Origin of the sequence: Collinsella sp. i06-0019-1H4 (assembly GCF_042849575.1) — a bacterium.
GTDB lineage: Bacteria > Actinomycetota > Coriobacteriia > Coriobacteriales > Coriobacteriaceae > Collinsella.
Genome location: NZ_BAABYB010000001.1, coordinates 74,756 through 87,099, shown reverse-complemented (window position 1 = coordinate 87,099; position 12,344 = coordinate 74,756). Strand labels below are relative to the sequence as shown.

Sequence of the window (12,344 nt, the reverse complement as noted above, 5' to 3'; positions counted from 1 at the left end):
AATAGAAGGGAGCTGCCATGGTCAATCAAGTCGCCCATCGTGACGGCCCGCTTTATTGGTCGACCGATCGCGTCATGGCGGAGCTGGGCGTCAGCCGCCCTACGGCTTACAAGTTGATGCACGCCTCCGGCGCGTGCATCAAGGCCATGCGCCATATCCGCGTGTACGCGCCCAGCTTCATCGCTTACGTCAACTCGATTAACGACAAGGAGAGCCACGATGCCTAGCCCCAACCATCCCCCCGCCGTGCCCCCGGCCTTCCGCGGCGGCATCCGTCCCCTGCTCGACTGCCTCGATGCCGTCTTCATTGGTACCGACGGCCGCGTTACCTTCGAGCCCGCTCCGCTCAGCGCCGAGCTCAACGGACTCGGTGAGGAGCTCGTGCTCCTCACCGGCGTCGCCGGCGGCGGCAAGACGGACCTGATCTTGAACATGGGCCTCTCCATGGCGCGTCACCGTCACGTGGTGATCGCCAGCTACGAGATCGCCCGCGCGGCCTGCGTCCGTCGCATCCTTCCTGCCGCGTCATGTCTCATCCCCGGTGGCACACCGCTCACCGAGGCCGACTTCGCCGACGAGAGCAAGCGTGAGGTCGTCGATGACACTGTCGCGGCCGTCCGCGCCATCTCAGACAACCTCATCATCGTTGACGATCTCACGATGGACGACGTGCGCGGCCACAGCATCGAGTGCCTCACCGAGGCAGTGCACGCCATCGCCATCCGCGATGGCATCCCGCCGGCGGTGATTGTCGACTACGCCCAGCTCGTTACCGTGTCCACACCGGCATTCTCGACGACGGATATCCTCGACCGCGTGTCCTTCGGCCTCGCACAGATGGCGCATCACGAGCGCACCCCCGTCATCGCCGTCGCCATCACCGGCAAAGACGGCAGCTTCCGTGGCACCGCCAAGCTCGAGTTCGACGCGGACATCATCCTCTCGATCATGACCGACCGCGAGGATGCCGAGAACGGCAGCCGCGATCTCCATGTCGACATCAAAAAGAACCGCAACGGCGCCGCGGGCGGCCGCGTCGACCTGACGTACTGGCCTGCGTACCACCATTTCGCCGCCACCGAATAGCAATCTGCGGGGCGCAAATGCGCCCCGCTCAACCCCAAGGAGTATCACATGAGCACCATCAAGAGCAGCAACAAGATCGTCCAGAAGGGCTACGGCCTTCCTCTTGTTTTCGATATCGCTGACCGCCGTTACACCTACCGTGCCGCCGACGACCCCCGTTTCCTCAACCTCGACTCTATCGCGACCGCAAAGAGCGCTTGGGTTCTGCGCTTCAAGAACAAAATCGATGGGCTTCCGCAGGCCTATATCGTCTTTAGCCAGACCGAACGCCCGCTTGACCCCATCGAGTATCTCGCTGACATTGACGAGCTCTACGGCATCCCCGACGATGAACTCATCAAGGTCGCGGCACGTTCCTATATCGTCGACGGCTACGGTGAGGCGCATGACACCTTCTGCGATCGTTATATGCGTCGCCTTGAAGACATGGGGCAGGAACTCGGGATCTTCGCCGCAATCCCGGCCCGCTTCCTCAAAATTATCCCAAACAACACCTTCACCTACCAGACTATCGAAAACATTGACGACTAATCCGCCACGCGCCGCCGCCTACACAGGCGGCGGCCTTTTCTTTAACGGAGAAGGAAAAATGACAACGAGAAATGTCAGCGTAAAAATCGACCACAAGCTCTACACCGCCCTCAAGACGCGGGCGGAGCTCGACAACTCCAGCGTCAGCGACGAGATCCGCTCGCTCCTGCGCTCGGCACTCGCCGCGGAGGAGCTCGACCTCTACGGCAACGAGGTCGCAAGCTTCATCCGCGGCGTCGTCGACGCGCGGATGGACGTCGCCGCACTCGACATCGAGCGCAAGCTCGACGCCACCGAGGACCGCATCGCCGCGGTCCTCTCGCGCCCCATGACCGCCGCCATCATGGCGGGCCTCATGTCGGCCGACGTCCTCAAGGCCTCCTACGCCTCGCTCGACGACGTCCCCGTCGCGGACATCTGGAAGAACTACCTCGCGCAGGCCGGCGAGCTCAGCCGTGCCGGCCTCGGCCGCATCGACGAGGTGAAGCTCCACGCGCGCGAGCGCGCCGATGGCTAGCCCGCCCGTCATCGTCAACCACTCCGTCGTCCGCGCGGGGGCGTCAGCAAGGGCGGCCGCCGCGGGTCTGGCGGCATACGCCGGCACCCGCCGCGGCGTCGTCATCGAGGTCAGCGAGGCGGACGGCAGGAGGCTCGGCGTGGACGGCCTGGCCGCCTACGCCGCGAACAGGACCGGCTCGACCGGCGGCCTCTGGGGCGCGGACGGCCCGGTCCCCGTGACGAAGGTCAGGCGCGCCATCGCCCAAAACGGCGGCGCGGTGCTCACCACCGTCGTCACGGTCCCGAACGACATCGCCCCCGGAGCCGGCCTCGACCGCCTGGACGCCTGGCAGGCCCTGGTGCGCTCCGAGTGGCCGAGGCTCTTCTCCGAGATGACCGGCGTGCCCGAGAGCCGCGTGGAGTTCTACGCGGCGATGCACATCAACGGCACGAGCCACCACGTCCACATCCTCACGGTCGACCGCGAGGGCGACTGGGACTTCCTGCTGCCCAGGGGGAAGATGGAGACGGCGCGGCTCGAAATCTCCTCAAAGGCCATGGCGCCGCTGCTGCGGGAGGCCTACATCGAGCGCGACCTCGCGAGGGAGACCGCGCTGGACGCCGTCGCCCGCATCGACCGGAACCGTTTCGATATCGAGCTGCCGCCGGACGGAAGGATCGAGGCCGCCCACCTCAGGCGTTTCCACCCGGAGGCCTCCGCCGCGTTGAGGGAGGCCCTCGGCCGGGCGGCGTCCGACTCCCCCGCACTCGCCGGCGCACTGGAGCGCCACAGGAAGGCGGTCGAAAGGTGCGCCGACCTCAAGTGCCTGACCGGTGAGGCGCGGGACACCTACGTCCACAAGGCGGCCGCCGACCTCGGCCTCCGGTGCGAGAACGCGGCGCTGCGGGTCATAGTCCCAGACAGAACGCCGGCTCGCGAGGAGGTGCCGACACGACGTGCCGCGCCCCAAACCGGCCCCGCGACGGAGAGGCGGCGGGAAGCCGGACTCGCCACCGAGGCCCGGGCCTGCATCCCGAAGACGCACCTCGAAAGGATCGCGCGAAAGGCCGCACGCGGCCGGACCCTCGAGCCGGCAGACCTCAGGGGGTGTCCCACGGCGGACCGGGCATTCAGGCGCGCCCCGTCGGCAGGCACCGCCCTAGGGCGCGCCGCCGCGATGGCGACCCTGGTCGCCAGGGAAGCCACACGGGACGACAGAGGATGCGACATGGGAGACGAGGCCGGCGAGAGGGCACTGAGACTCATCGCCGCGACCCTGAGGGTCCTCGCCTCCGGCGGCACCGGGCCGTCGAGCGTCCCCGCGCTGAAGATAGCAAACAGGATAGAGAGGACGATCACGAGATGAAACCAAAATCCTTCAACCGCGACATGAAAAAGGAACTCGCCGGCACGCTCGCGGCCCACGGCGTCGCCGCCGTCATAGCCTGTGCCGCGACCGCCAGCGCCTGGGACTACGCCAGGTGGTGGACTCTATCCCTCATCTCAGGCCTCTCCGTCCTGCTGCGGCTGCCCACGGCCGACCCGGGACCCGAGCCCGCCTACGTCTTCCGCGGCCCCCTCGAGGCGGCCGCCGACACGGCGGCGTCGGGCCAGGCGGGCGAGCTGCTCGCGGCGCTCGCCCTCGTCGCGGCCTCCGTCCTCATCCTCGGCCTCGTCTCGTGGGGCCGTTCATGGGCGAGGCTCCACGACGGGACGTTCGCCGGCGACCGCGCGCCCACGCGCACGCACGGGGACGCCTGGCTCGAGTCGAGGCCCTCCAGGGTCGCGAGGCGCTGCCCTCCCTGGGACGGGAAGGCCGCCGCGGAGGGGCTCGTGGCGGCCGGCTGCATCGGCGGCGGGATCGCGATGGTCCCCGCCGTCCACTGCCTCATAAGGGCGGGCAGTGGCGCTGGCAAAAGCAGACGCGCGACGGCACCCTCGATCGTCGCGGCGATCGACCGCAACGCCCACGGGATCCCGACGTCCGTCATCGTCCACGACCCGAAGTCCGAGATTCGCGCATGGACCGAGCCGCTCGCCAGGAGGGCCGGGATGGAGGTCGTCGCCATCCGGCTCGACGAGCCCGTCAAGTCGGCGAGGTTCAACCCCCTCGACCGCGCCATCGCGGCACTCGGGACCGAAGGCGTCGCAGGTGCCGTGGCCGAGCTCCGCGAGCTGTCGGCGGCCATCGTGCCCGACGCCTTCTCCTCCGGCCAGAGGTTCTTCACGGACGCCAGCCGCAACCTGCTAACCGGCCTCTGCCTGCTCGCGATAACGGACGGGCGGATCCCTGACAGCGCCCGGAACCTATCGACCGTGCTCGCGCTCCTGGAGCCCCGCGACGGGAAGAGCGCGGTAAAGTCGCTGGAGGAGCTCGCCGCGGACCTGCCGGCGGGAAACCCGGCGCGCCAGTTCCTCCTCGTCGCCTCGTCGAACGGCGGCGGGGGCGAGGCCCTCGTCTCCACCGCGCGCAACTACCTCATGTCCTTCTGCGACGACGACGTCAGCCGCATGCTCTGGGACGGCGAGGTCGACCTCGCATCGGTCGGGCGCAAGCCCACCATCCTCTACATCGCCAGCGCGACGGACCGCGGCGACCGCGGCGCGCTCGTCTCGTGCATCTTCTCCCAGGCGCTGTCGGCACTGCGCGAGATCGCGCGCCTGTCCGGCGGCAGGCTGCCAGCGGAGACCCTGCTCGCCATCGACGAGGGGTCCGGGATCCCCAAGATCCCCCGCCTCCTCGGCGACCTCGCGGAGGTCCGCAGCATCGGGCTGCACGTCGTCTTCGTGCTCCAGAACACCCATCTGCTCGAGGCGCGATGCGGTTACTCCAGGGCGGAGTCGGACGCGCTGCTGGCGCTGCTCGGCACCCAGGTCGTCCTCTCGGTGGAGTCCGTCGGCGAGGCGGAGGAGATCAGCAAGCGTCTCGGCGACTACAGCGTCAAGACGACCGGGCAGAGCTCCACCAAGGGGACGCAGAGCTCCTCGTCCGGCAAGTCGTTCTCCGTGGCGCGCCGGCCGCTGATCACCCCGTCAGAGCTCATGGCCTGGAGCGCGCGCGAGAACGGCGCGCTCGTGATCGACGCGGAGGGCCCGATGGCACTCGCCAGCCGCGACATCACCGAGACGTTCCTGGGACCGCTGCTCGGCATGACGTCGCCGGAGGCCGAGGGCGCGCTGCTCGCGCGGGCGCTCGAGGGGGAGGTCCGGAACACCTCCCCGGCACCGGTGTGGCGCATCCCGGAGAAGCCGAAAAAGCCCAAGGGGTCGCCGTCCGGCGGCAGGAAGCGCAAGGTATCCGCCGCGCCCGACGGGTTCTGATGCGTCATACGGCCCTGCCTGCGAAAACGGCCCGCCGTCATACGGCGCGCGAGGCGCGTATGACGGCGGGCCGTGGCGGTCTTTCGGTTTATCTTTCCACGCTACCAGCGGAAACGAACTCGGCACGCCGAGTTGCGCCGCAAAATCCCGGGCGCCCGTAGTGCGCCCTTATCCTGCTCATAAGGACCGGCTATCCCTTACCTGTGACACAATCTCAAACGCACAGAACAGAATCATCAGTCCAATCATCGCATAAGAGGCAGCCGAACCTTCAAGCACTATTCCACAAAGAACAATCTCCGCGCCGCCAATAAGAACTGTTATCAGGCGCTCTGCCTTTTTGCTCCCGCCGCTCGCATAAAAAGGCGGCAAGGCGCACAAGATCACATATAGCCCGGGAAGGGAATACAGGATCGATAGTCCAAGCCCCCCATCAACCGCAGTGTTTTGCGTAAGAATCAACTGAACCCAAACGGCAATTATCACTGAGCAGGTTGTCGATAAAAGAAGGCTAGAAATATAGCACGCAACAAAGTCCCGTCGCATTCGAACAGAGAAATCCGCGAACTCTCTTCGCCGCGTGGAAACAATAAGGTACACAGAAATTGCAATAGAGCCAATCAGAGAAAACAGCGGAACAACCAGCAATTCAAGCTTATTACCCCATCGATCAGCCACGCCCCCACTCCAATGAGCGGGAATTGTATCAGGGAGGACTGACCAAGCCGCCCATAGAATCAGAAATGGAAGAATAGAGAGGATGAAGGATGATAACACTGCGGTAATTTTTTTTGAGGCTCTCATCGATTCCGCATCTCCTTGCGCGCTCACATTCCACTCCGCCTTAAATCAAGTATAAATACACAGTCTTTCAAGACAGCTATTCAACATTGGTGGTCACCGCTATGGACAATGTGAACCACCTAAACGAACTCTCAATACAGTCCCAGCTTAGCACCCTTGAAAAACTGGTCGCGGACGCGGAACAATCTACCGACGCAAGACGCGATTTCGAAGCTCAGCCTCGTGCCGTATTCCAGAAATATGGAATTACAGACCTCCAAATCAAAGCGGGAAATCGAAAAGTCTCTGTACGAACTGGTGGAGTCAACCGAAAAGGAGGCGCGTGTCCCCGTTGCACGCGCAGTATATCGTCGTATCCAGCTCCCACCGTCCAAGGCACTTGGACGGTGGGAGCTCCGCATCCCCGGGAAAGGAAAAGCGCGGCCCATCCGGACCGCGCCCGCGCCCTCCTCCCATTTCACCCCGCGACGTAGACCGTTCGGCCCGTCTCGCAGTCGATGGTCCCGGCATCCCCGAAACCGACCCGGACGGCCGCCCATCCGCCGGCGGCTGCCAACGCGTCGGCCTCGGACCTCGCGGCGGCGATGAGGCGCTCGAGCTCGGCCGAGCCCGCCGGCGCGGTCCCCACCTCGAACGCCCCGCCGTCGCCTCCCGACTCGTACTCGACGACGACCGTCGAGCCGAGGGCCTCCTCGAGGGTCTCGCTCAGGCCGCCCATGCCGTCGAGGGCGTGCCCGGCGACCGTGGCCAGCGGGTAGCGGGCCATCCCGGACGCCACCGAGCGGACGGCCATGCGAAGCAAGCCGGCGGCCTCGAGCGCCTCGAGGAGCGCCGCGGGCACGTCGGCGTCGATGGCGATGTTGCCCCGCCCGCGGCACCACTCGGCCGCCGCCGGCACGCTCGCCGTGAGCACGCCCCACTCGGCCATGTAGCCCTCGGAGCGCTGGTCCGTGGCGTCGAGGAGGAGGACGGCCAGGCCGCCGCCCACGTACTCATCGGCCACGAGGGCGAGGCGGACCGCCTCGCCCATGGAGTCGAAAACGACCGTGACCATGCGGCTACCTCCTCCTGACGGCGCTGAGCGGCTTCGGGGAGAAGTGCTCGTCGCGCTCGACGGCGGCGAACCCCATCTGGCGGTTCAGCTCGGCCATCTCCTTGATGCTGAAGTAGCCGAGCTCGTCGTCGTAGCCCTCGACGAGGCCGAACGCCTCGTCCGTGCCGTCGAACTCGAGCAGCCACCAGTCCCATCCGTTCACGCACGAGAAGTAGTGGGCGTAGACCGTGGGGTCCTCCGCCCCGTCCTGCCCATAGAGCCCCGGCACCGTCTTGGCGATTTCCACGGTCATCAGCTGCTGCATGTCTTCCTCCGTTCCGGGCACGTGACCCTCAACATCTCGCCCCTGCGGGCAAAGCCGAATGGCGACGCCGCGCGTCGTCGTCGGCTTTGCTCCCTGCAAAGCCGCACCGGAGTGAAGACGGGTCAAGGGAGGTCCATGACGACCTCCACCAACCGGAGCGGAGCGGAGGTTTGTGCGGGGTCTCATGGGCCCCCTTGACGCGGCGTAGCGGAGGTGCCACCCGGCCGCGGAGCCGTGGCCGATTCACGGCGGACGCCGGCAGCCCGCGTCCAACATCGATACCATTTAATGCCCTATTTACTTTTTGAAAGGAGTCGCATGGAACTCGAAGACATCATTTACGAGCTCACTTGCCTTCATGAGTCGATGCTTTTCTGCTGCGAGGACCGATTCGGTAAGGAGGACCCGGTCTTCGCGCATTACTGCATGGCGCTGGGGAGGATCGTCAGGGACCTCGAAGAAACCGAGCGGCGCATTCGGACCGAAACGGCCAGTGCTAAATCACGTCAATAAGAAACGCCCCGGCAATTTACTGCCGGGGCGTTTTTTAGAGCTCGATCTCCGCGATTATTTTTTTCATCTCGAGGGCCCATCCGAGCTGCTCCTCGATGTACCCCGGCCATGCGTCCTGGTGGCCCTTGATGGGGTGGCCCGCCTTGTAGAAGCGCAGCCCCGATGCCTTTTTCGCATCGAAGGGTGCCGCCGTCAGCCCGAGGTGCTCCTCGAAGACCCCGCTGTTGGCGATGGCGCGGTGCCCGATCTCCTTGTCGTCGTCCACGTACAGCTCGATGCCCGTGCGGCCCCTTTGCGTATCGATGAGCAGGGCGAGATGGTATGCCGAGACCCCCAGGCGAAGCGTCGACCAATGGTCCTTGCTGGGCTTCTGCGGGCTGAACTCCTTGAGGAACTCCGGATGGCCGCCCGCCACATCGCGGTAGGCCGTCCAGTACGCCAGCTTGACCTTTTCGGTCTCGCTGAGCCCCTCGGAGAGCTTCACGGTCTTGGTCCACTCGTTCGGCTGCTCGACCACGCCGAAGCGCGGGGCGGGCAGGGAGTCCCCGATCTTCCAGAGCTCGACCTCGACCAGGAAGAACCCGAAGTCGCTGTCGGTGTGCTGGTTGAGCCACTCGATGGCCTGGCGGTGCTCGTCGCGGGCGCGCGCCACGACCCAGATGACGACCTCGGCGCCCTTGCCGGCGGCGTACGTGATCACCTTGCCGAGATGGTCGTGGTTGGTGTCCTCGAGCTGGTTCTCGATGATCACCTTGCGGCCCGTACCGGACTCCTGCGCGTAGATGTCCACGTTGAACGATCCGACCGAGGACTCCGTCTCTATGAGCTCGAGCTCGATTCCGACCGCCGTCCCGAGGGTTGCGAGGTTCTGCTCCTCGGCCAGCCACTTGGTGAAGTCGTGGGCCTCATGCGGCCACACCTCGCGCAGGGGGACCTTATGGATGGTGTCCAGGTTATAGGTCTTCATCCGCCGCCCTCTCGACCGATAATCCAGTGCCGTTGTAGAGCCTCTCGCCGTCAAACGAACGCAGCAGGAGCCCACGACGTTCGTCGACGTCCTTCAGCTCGCACGGATACACGAATAGCAAAATGTTTTGTCGGTACTTGTAGTCAGCGTAGACATCCGGATCGCCCAATCGCGTAGGTATGGACGCGATATCGTCCGCCATACGCTCACTTGACCCCACGTATATTCCGAGATAGTCGCTGAAGTTCTTATCGTGGTCATGCCTGCGGTATGTCGCGATGAGATAGCAGCCGGGCATATCGTAGCCGTTGAACGCAGCTTCGGAGGCTTTGACCTGCTGGCAGATGAACTCGTGCAGGGGCATCACCGTCGACGCGCCTTCAAATATTGATTGCCTGGCGGCATCGATCTTCTTGCGAGCCTCCGCGGCGGCCCTTGAGTCCTGGAACGCCTTCGTGGCATCCCCCAACGCGCCGGCTGCCGCGCCGACGCCTTCCGCCGCCGCACCAAATCCCTTGCCGATGCCGTCGGCAACAGCACGCGCGCCGTTGGTTGCCCCGTCGGCAGCGCTTTTCACGGCTCCATCGACATCGAAACCGAGCTGCTTTGCCCCATCGACAACCCCGGCGGCGGCGGCTAAAACCCCCGCTGCAAGATTCACCGTGTCTTTTACGGTTTTCAAATTGACGGCCATATCGAGCCTTCCCTTCTATTCCGCCTTGCCAAATCGGTTCATGACCTCAAGCAACTCGCCCGTCGTGACGATTTTTGCCTGCGAGTTGCCGCTGAAAACTGCGTCGAGCTTGCTTCGTCCCACGTTGTCGCCTATTGCGAGGTACTTCGTGCTCTGCGCGGGCTTGCCATCGGTCGCTTTCATCCCGCATTCCTTAAGTGCGGCAAGGATCTCATCGCGATTGTAGCCCGGAGTAACGCCGGATACCTTCACCTTGAGTCCGACCGGATCAGTGATTTCGCCCGGATCGCCCCTGTGGCCCGCCTCCTCGGCTTTCGCCAAAATCTCTTCGATGGTTTCCTGCGACCCGTTCACCAGCCCCAAGCCCGTGAAAACACGCTTGCGGCCATGATGGGAGGAGGCATTCGGAGCCCAAACGGCGGGCTCGAGCGCACCGAACTCGCCGGCCAGCCCACGGAAAACCCCAAGGCACGCCTCGGCGTCGCTCATGGCATCGTGGTGGCTATCAAGATGCACGCCGTAATGCTCGCAGAGGTCGACAAGCGCTCCGGGCAGACCCTTCTGCTTCGCCACCAGCATCGTATCGATTACTTCGATCTCGGGCATTTCGATGTCGTAGGCAGCCAGACTCTTCTTGATGTGGTGGATGTCGGCGCCGTTGGCGTTATGCGCGACCAGGATGTAGTCTCGCAGCAAATCCGCCAGACCGGCATCCTCCCAGAAGCGGACAAAGGTCGGCATGTCGTCCAGTGAGTCCCAATCGATTTCCAGATGAGACCTACTCCACCAACCAATCTCGCTCTCAGGATTGATCACCCGGCAAACCGGGTCGCCCAGGCAGTTTCCCTCAAGATCCGTGAGGATATAAGCGACCTGGCATATCCTCTGCTGGGGATTCGCCGTCTCGCTGTCCCAGAAGATATATCCCTTTTTCGCCATACGGCTTCCTTTCCCTTAAAACAAACTGTTATCCCATTCGGGTGCCTGGGTTATCGTCCCGACACGGGAAAGGAACAGCGCGTAGAAGGGGTCGTTCTTGAGATAGTAAACGCAGGCCGCCTCGTACTTGTCGTCCTTCTCCTTGGTCGTTGCCGACCCGTTGACGATAGGGTCAAGGGCATCGTAGACGGTCTTCATATAGCGACTCCCTTGTTGTTATTCAGACGTCACTATTTTAGCTAAGGACCGCCGGGACTCCTCCCAATTGGAGTTTATCGGTCGATAAGTCAAGCCGACCGGTCCGCGATTATCAATGGTTTATCTGCTTCACATAATAAATTGACTCAGGATTCACCCGCAATTCACCCGCAAGGTAAACCGATAAAGAAAAAGCTCGGAAGCAATTTTGCTTCCGAGCTGCAAGTTCTTGGTCGCGGGGGCAGGATTTGAACCTACGACCTCCGGGTTATGAGCCCGGCGAGCTACCAGACTGCTCCACCCCGCAATGTCTGGGCGCCTCATGTGCGCAAGAAAGAATATTACGTGGGAGTTCGGTAAACGGCAAGGAAAATCTCGTAGAGCATAATTCCTTCATATTTAAACCCCTCAGCCCATATCACCGTGAACAAATCGCAGCCTAGCGCCGTCGGCGGCGCGTATACAATGGTGCGCGTCCTTTTACGCCGACACCTGGAGTAGACATGCTGCTCGCTATCGATATGGGAAACACGCAGACGGCCATGGGTCTGTTTGACGGAAACGAGCTGGTGCAGTCGTGGCGCATGCCCACCGACCGCTCCTATACCGCCGACGAGATCCATGTGCGCCTGATGGGTTTCTTTAAGATGTACGGCCTTTCGCTCGACGCGGTCGACGCGATCGCCTTTGCCGGCGTGGTGCCGCAGCTCTCGCGCGAATGGCACGCCGTGGCCGACCGCATTACCGCAGACGCCATCGTTATTGGGCCGCAGACGGCCGCGGTGACCAAGCTGCGCGCGGCGCGTCCCCAGGCCGTAGGCGCCGATCGCGTCGCCAACGCCGTTGCGGCCGAAACTTTCTACGGCGCGCCGGCGATCGTGGTGGACTTTGGCACCGCGACCAATATCGACGTCATCGATGAGGACGGTTATTACATTGGCGGAGCGATCGCGCCGGGTATCCGCATCTCCATGGACGCGCTTGCCGCACGTGCCGCCAAGCTCGCTAGCGTGCCGCTCGAGGCGCCCGAGCACGCCATCGGCCGCGATACCGAGGAGTGCATCAAGGTCGGCGCCGTGGTGGGCGCTGCCGCCATGGCCGAGGGCCTGGTCGCGCGCATGAAGCGCGAGCTGGGCCGCGAGGATGCCACCGTTATCGCCACGGGCGGTCTCGCCGGCATCGTCGCCGATTCGACCGATGCCTTCGACGTGGTCGACGGGCAGCTCACCATCAAGGGCATCTGCGAAATCTACCGCCGCATGCAGGAGCTGGGGTAAGACAGGGGCATAAGTCGAGCACGTCCAATGCCCCAGCCCCCGCAAACGTTCGCCAAGCCTATTCCTCAAAACTGAAAAATTTTCAATTTTGAGGAATAGAGACTCCTCGAATACGCCCAGCACAGCGATATCGTGCATGTTTCCTATTCCTCAAAAA

Annotated in this window: 15 protein-coding genes and 1 tRNA gene; 8 read left to right on the top strand and 8 right to left on the bottom strand. The window is 63.9% G+C overall.

Annotated features, from left to right (window positions below; genetic code table 11):
* Nucleotides 1–17: 17 nt before the first annotated feature.
* Genes ACGHEN_RS00385 through ACGHEN_RS00360 form a run of 6 tightly spaced genes read left to right on the top strand, consistent with a single transcriptional unit; the run spans nucleotide 18 to nucleotide 5,437 of the window.
* Nucleotides 18–227 carry a hypothetical protein gene (locus ACGHEN_RS00385; RefSeq protein ID WP_117646180.1) on the top strand — a complete coding sequence of 70 codons (210 nt, stop codon included), beginning with the start codon at nucleotides 18–20 and terminating at the stop codon, nucleotides 225–227.
* The gene (locus ACGHEN_RS00380) at nucleotides 220–1,086 is read left to right on the top strand and encodes a DnaB-like helicase C-terminal domain-containing protein (RefSeq protein ID WP_117646179.1); all 867 of its coding nucleotides are present in this window, start codon (nucleotides 220–222) and stop codon (nucleotides 1,084–1,086) included. Before ACGHEN_RS00385 ends, ACGHEN_RS00380 begins: the two co-directional genes overlap by 8 nt.
* A 48-nt stretch (nucleotides 1,087–1,134) precedes the next feature.
* Nucleotides 1,135–1,617: a hypothetical protein gene (locus ACGHEN_RS00375; RefSeq protein WP_390396369.1), complete on the top strand. Its 483-nt coding sequence runs from the start codon at nucleotides 1,135–1,137 to the stop codon at nucleotides 1,615–1,617.
* Between the two features lie 58 nt (nucleotides 1,618–1,675).
* Nucleotides 1,676–2,134 (top strand): hypothetical protein, encoded by a 459-nt coding sequence (locus tag ACGHEN_RS00370; protein WP_390396367.1) that lies wholly within the window; start codon nucleotides 1,676–1,678, stop codon nucleotides 2,132–2,134.
* Entirely contained in the window at nucleotides 2,127–3,482 is a 1,356-nt protein-coding gene (locus ACGHEN_RS00365) for a hypothetical protein (RefSeq protein ID WP_390396365.1), read from the top strand. The genes ACGHEN_RS00370 and ACGHEN_RS00365 overlap by 8 nt, the downstream gene beginning before the upstream one ends.
* The gene (locus ACGHEN_RS00360; protein WP_390396362.1) at nucleotides 3,479–5,437 is read left to right on the top strand and encodes a type IV secretory system conjugative DNA transfer family protein; all 1,959 of its coding nucleotides are present in this window, start codon (nucleotides 3,479–3,481) and stop codon (nucleotides 5,435–5,437) included. Before ACGHEN_RS00365 ends, ACGHEN_RS00360 begins: the two co-directional genes overlap by 4 nt.
* Before the next feature lie 177 nt (nucleotides 5,438–5,614).
* Here the strand turns inward: ACGHEN_RS00360 and ACGHEN_RS00355 are convergent, their stop codons facing one another.
* The 3 genes from ACGHEN_RS00355 to ACGHEN_RS00345 all read right to left on the bottom strand — a co-directional run bounded on the left by ACGHEN_RS00355 (nucleotide 5,615) and on the right by ACGHEN_RS00345 (nucleotide 7,599).
* Nucleotides 5,615–6,268, bottom strand: coding sequence for a DUF1648 domain-containing protein (locus ACGHEN_RS00355; protein WP_390396359.1), 654 nt, complete (start codon nucleotides 6,266–6,268; stop codon nucleotides 5,615–5,617).
* 430 nt (nucleotides 6,269–6,698) lie between these two features.
* Nucleotides 6,699–7,295: a hypothetical protein gene (locus tag ACGHEN_RS00350; RefSeq protein WP_390396356.1), complete on the bottom strand. Its 597-nt coding sequence runs from the start codon at nucleotides 7,293–7,295 to the stop codon at nucleotides 6,699–6,701.
* A gap of 4 nt (nucleotides 7,296–7,299) precedes the next feature.
* Nucleotides 7,300–7,599, bottom strand: coding sequence for a DUF2958 domain-containing protein (locus ACGHEN_RS00345; protein ID WP_158549349.1), 300 nt, complete (start codon nucleotides 7,597–7,599; stop codon nucleotides 7,300–7,302).
* 318 nt (nucleotides 7,600–7,917) lie between these two features.
* Between ACGHEN_RS00345 and ACGHEN_RS00340 the strand changes: the two genes are divergently transcribed.
* A complete protein-coding gene (locus ACGHEN_RS00340) occupies nucleotides 7,918–8,112 on the top strand; it encodes a hypothetical protein (RefSeq protein ID WP_117640482.1) in 195 nt (64 codons plus the stop codon).
* A 34-nt stretch (nucleotides 8,113–8,146) separates the two neighbouring features.
* Here the strand turns inward: ACGHEN_RS00340 and ACGHEN_RS00335 are convergent, their stop codons facing one another.
* The 5 genes from ACGHEN_RS00335 to ACGHEN_RS00315 form a co-directional block, all read right to left on the bottom strand.
* Entirely contained in the window at nucleotides 8,147–9,079 is a 933-nt protein-coding gene (locus tag ACGHEN_RS00335) for a DUF4268 domain-containing protein (RefSeq protein ID WP_117641068.1), read from the bottom strand.
* A complete protein-coding gene (locus ACGHEN_RS00330; RefSeq protein ID WP_117776607.1) occupies nucleotides 9,066–9,773 on the bottom strand; it encodes a hypothetical protein in 708 nt (235 codons plus the stop codon). Before ACGHEN_RS00330 ends, ACGHEN_RS00335 begins: the two co-directional genes overlap by 14 nt.
* A gap of 15 nt (nucleotides 9,774–9,788) precedes the next feature.
* The gene (locus ACGHEN_RS00325) at nucleotides 9,789–10,712 is read right to left on the bottom strand and encodes an exonuclease domain-containing protein (protein ID WP_390396351.1); all 924 of its coding nucleotides are present in this window, start codon (nucleotides 10,710–10,712) and stop codon (nucleotides 9,789–9,791) included.
* A gap of 15 nt (nucleotides 10,713–10,727) precedes the next feature.
* Complete coding sequence (locus tag ACGHEN_RS00320; protein WP_390396348.1) at nucleotides 10,728–10,910, bottom strand: hypothetical protein; 183 nt, start codon at nucleotides 10,908–10,910, stop codon at nucleotides 10,728–10,730.
* Nucleotides 10,911–11,140: 230 nt separating this feature from the next.
* Nucleotides 11,141–11,217, bottom strand: a tRNA-Met gene (locus tag ACGHEN_RS00315).
* Between the two features lie 196 nt (nucleotides 11,218–11,413).
* Between ACGHEN_RS00315 and ACGHEN_RS00310 the strand changes: the two genes are divergently transcribed.
* On the top strand, nucleotides 11,414–12,187 hold the full coding sequence (locus ACGHEN_RS00310; protein WP_390396346.1) for a type III pantothenate kinase: 774 nt from the start codon (nucleotides 11,414–11,416) through the stop codon (nucleotides 12,185–12,187).
* The last annotated feature ends 157 nt before the right edge of the window (nucleotides 12,188–12,344 follow it).

What these genes read in the sequence shown, in the direction of transcription:
- ACGHEN_RS00385 (WP_117646180.1), top strand. Translation starts at nt 18, where the DNA reads ATGGTCAATCAAGTCGCCCATCGTGACGGCCCGCTTTATTGGTCGACC.
- ACGHEN_RS00380 (WP_117646179.1), top strand. Translation starts at nt 220, where the DNA reads ATGCCTAGCCCCAACCATCCCCCCGCCGTGCCCCCGGCCTTCCGCGGC.
- ACGHEN_RS00375 (WP_390396369.1), top strand. Translation starts at nt 1,135, where the DNA reads ATGAGCACCATCAAGAGCAGCAACAAGATCGTCCAGAAGGGCTACGGC.
- ACGHEN_RS00370 (WP_390396367.1), top strand. Translation starts at nt 1,676, where the DNA reads ATGACAACGAGAAATGTCAGCGTAAAAATCGACCACAAGCTCTACACC.
- ACGHEN_RS00365 (WP_390396365.1), top strand. Translation starts at nt 2,127, where the DNA reads ATGGCTAGCCCGCCCGTCATCGTCAACCACTCCGTCGTCCGCGCGGGG.
- ACGHEN_RS00360 (WP_390396362.1), top strand. Translation starts at nt 3,479, where the DNA reads ATGAAACCAAAATCCTTCAACCGCGACATGAAAAAGGAACTCGCCGGC.
- ACGHEN_RS00350 (WP_390396356.1), bottom strand. Translation starts at nt 7,295, where the DNA reads ATGGTCACGGTCGTTTTCGACTCCATGGGCGAGGCGGTCCGCCTCGCC.
- ACGHEN_RS00345 (WP_158549349.1), bottom strand. Translation starts at nt 7,599, where the DNA reads ATGCAGCAGCTGATGACCGTGGAAATCGCCAAGACGGTGCCGGGGCTC.
- ACGHEN_RS00340 (WP_117640482.1), top strand. Translation starts at nt 7,918, where the DNA reads ATGGAACTCGAAGACATCATTTACGAGCTCACTTGCCTTCATGAGTCG.
- ACGHEN_RS00335 (WP_117641068.1), bottom strand. Translation starts at nt 9,079, where the DNA reads ATGAAGACCTATAACCTGGACACCATCCATAAGGTCCCCCTGCGCGAG.
- ACGHEN_RS00330 (WP_117776607.1), bottom strand. Translation starts at nt 9,773, where the DNA reads ATGGCCGTCAATTTGAAAACCGTAAAAGACACGGTGAATCTTGCAGCG.
- ACGHEN_RS00325 (WP_390396351.1), bottom strand. Translation starts at nt 10,712, where the DNA reads ATGGCGAAAAAGGGATATATCTTCTGGGACAGCGAGACGGCGAATCCC.
- ACGHEN_RS00320 (WP_390396348.1), bottom strand. Translation starts at nt 10,910, where the DNA reads ATGAAGACCGTCTACGATGCCCTTGACCCTATCGTCAACGGGTCGGCA.
- ACGHEN_RS00310 (WP_390396346.1), top strand. Translation starts at nt 11,414, where the DNA reads ATGCTGCTCGCTATCGATATGGGAAACACGCAGACGGCCATGGGTCTG.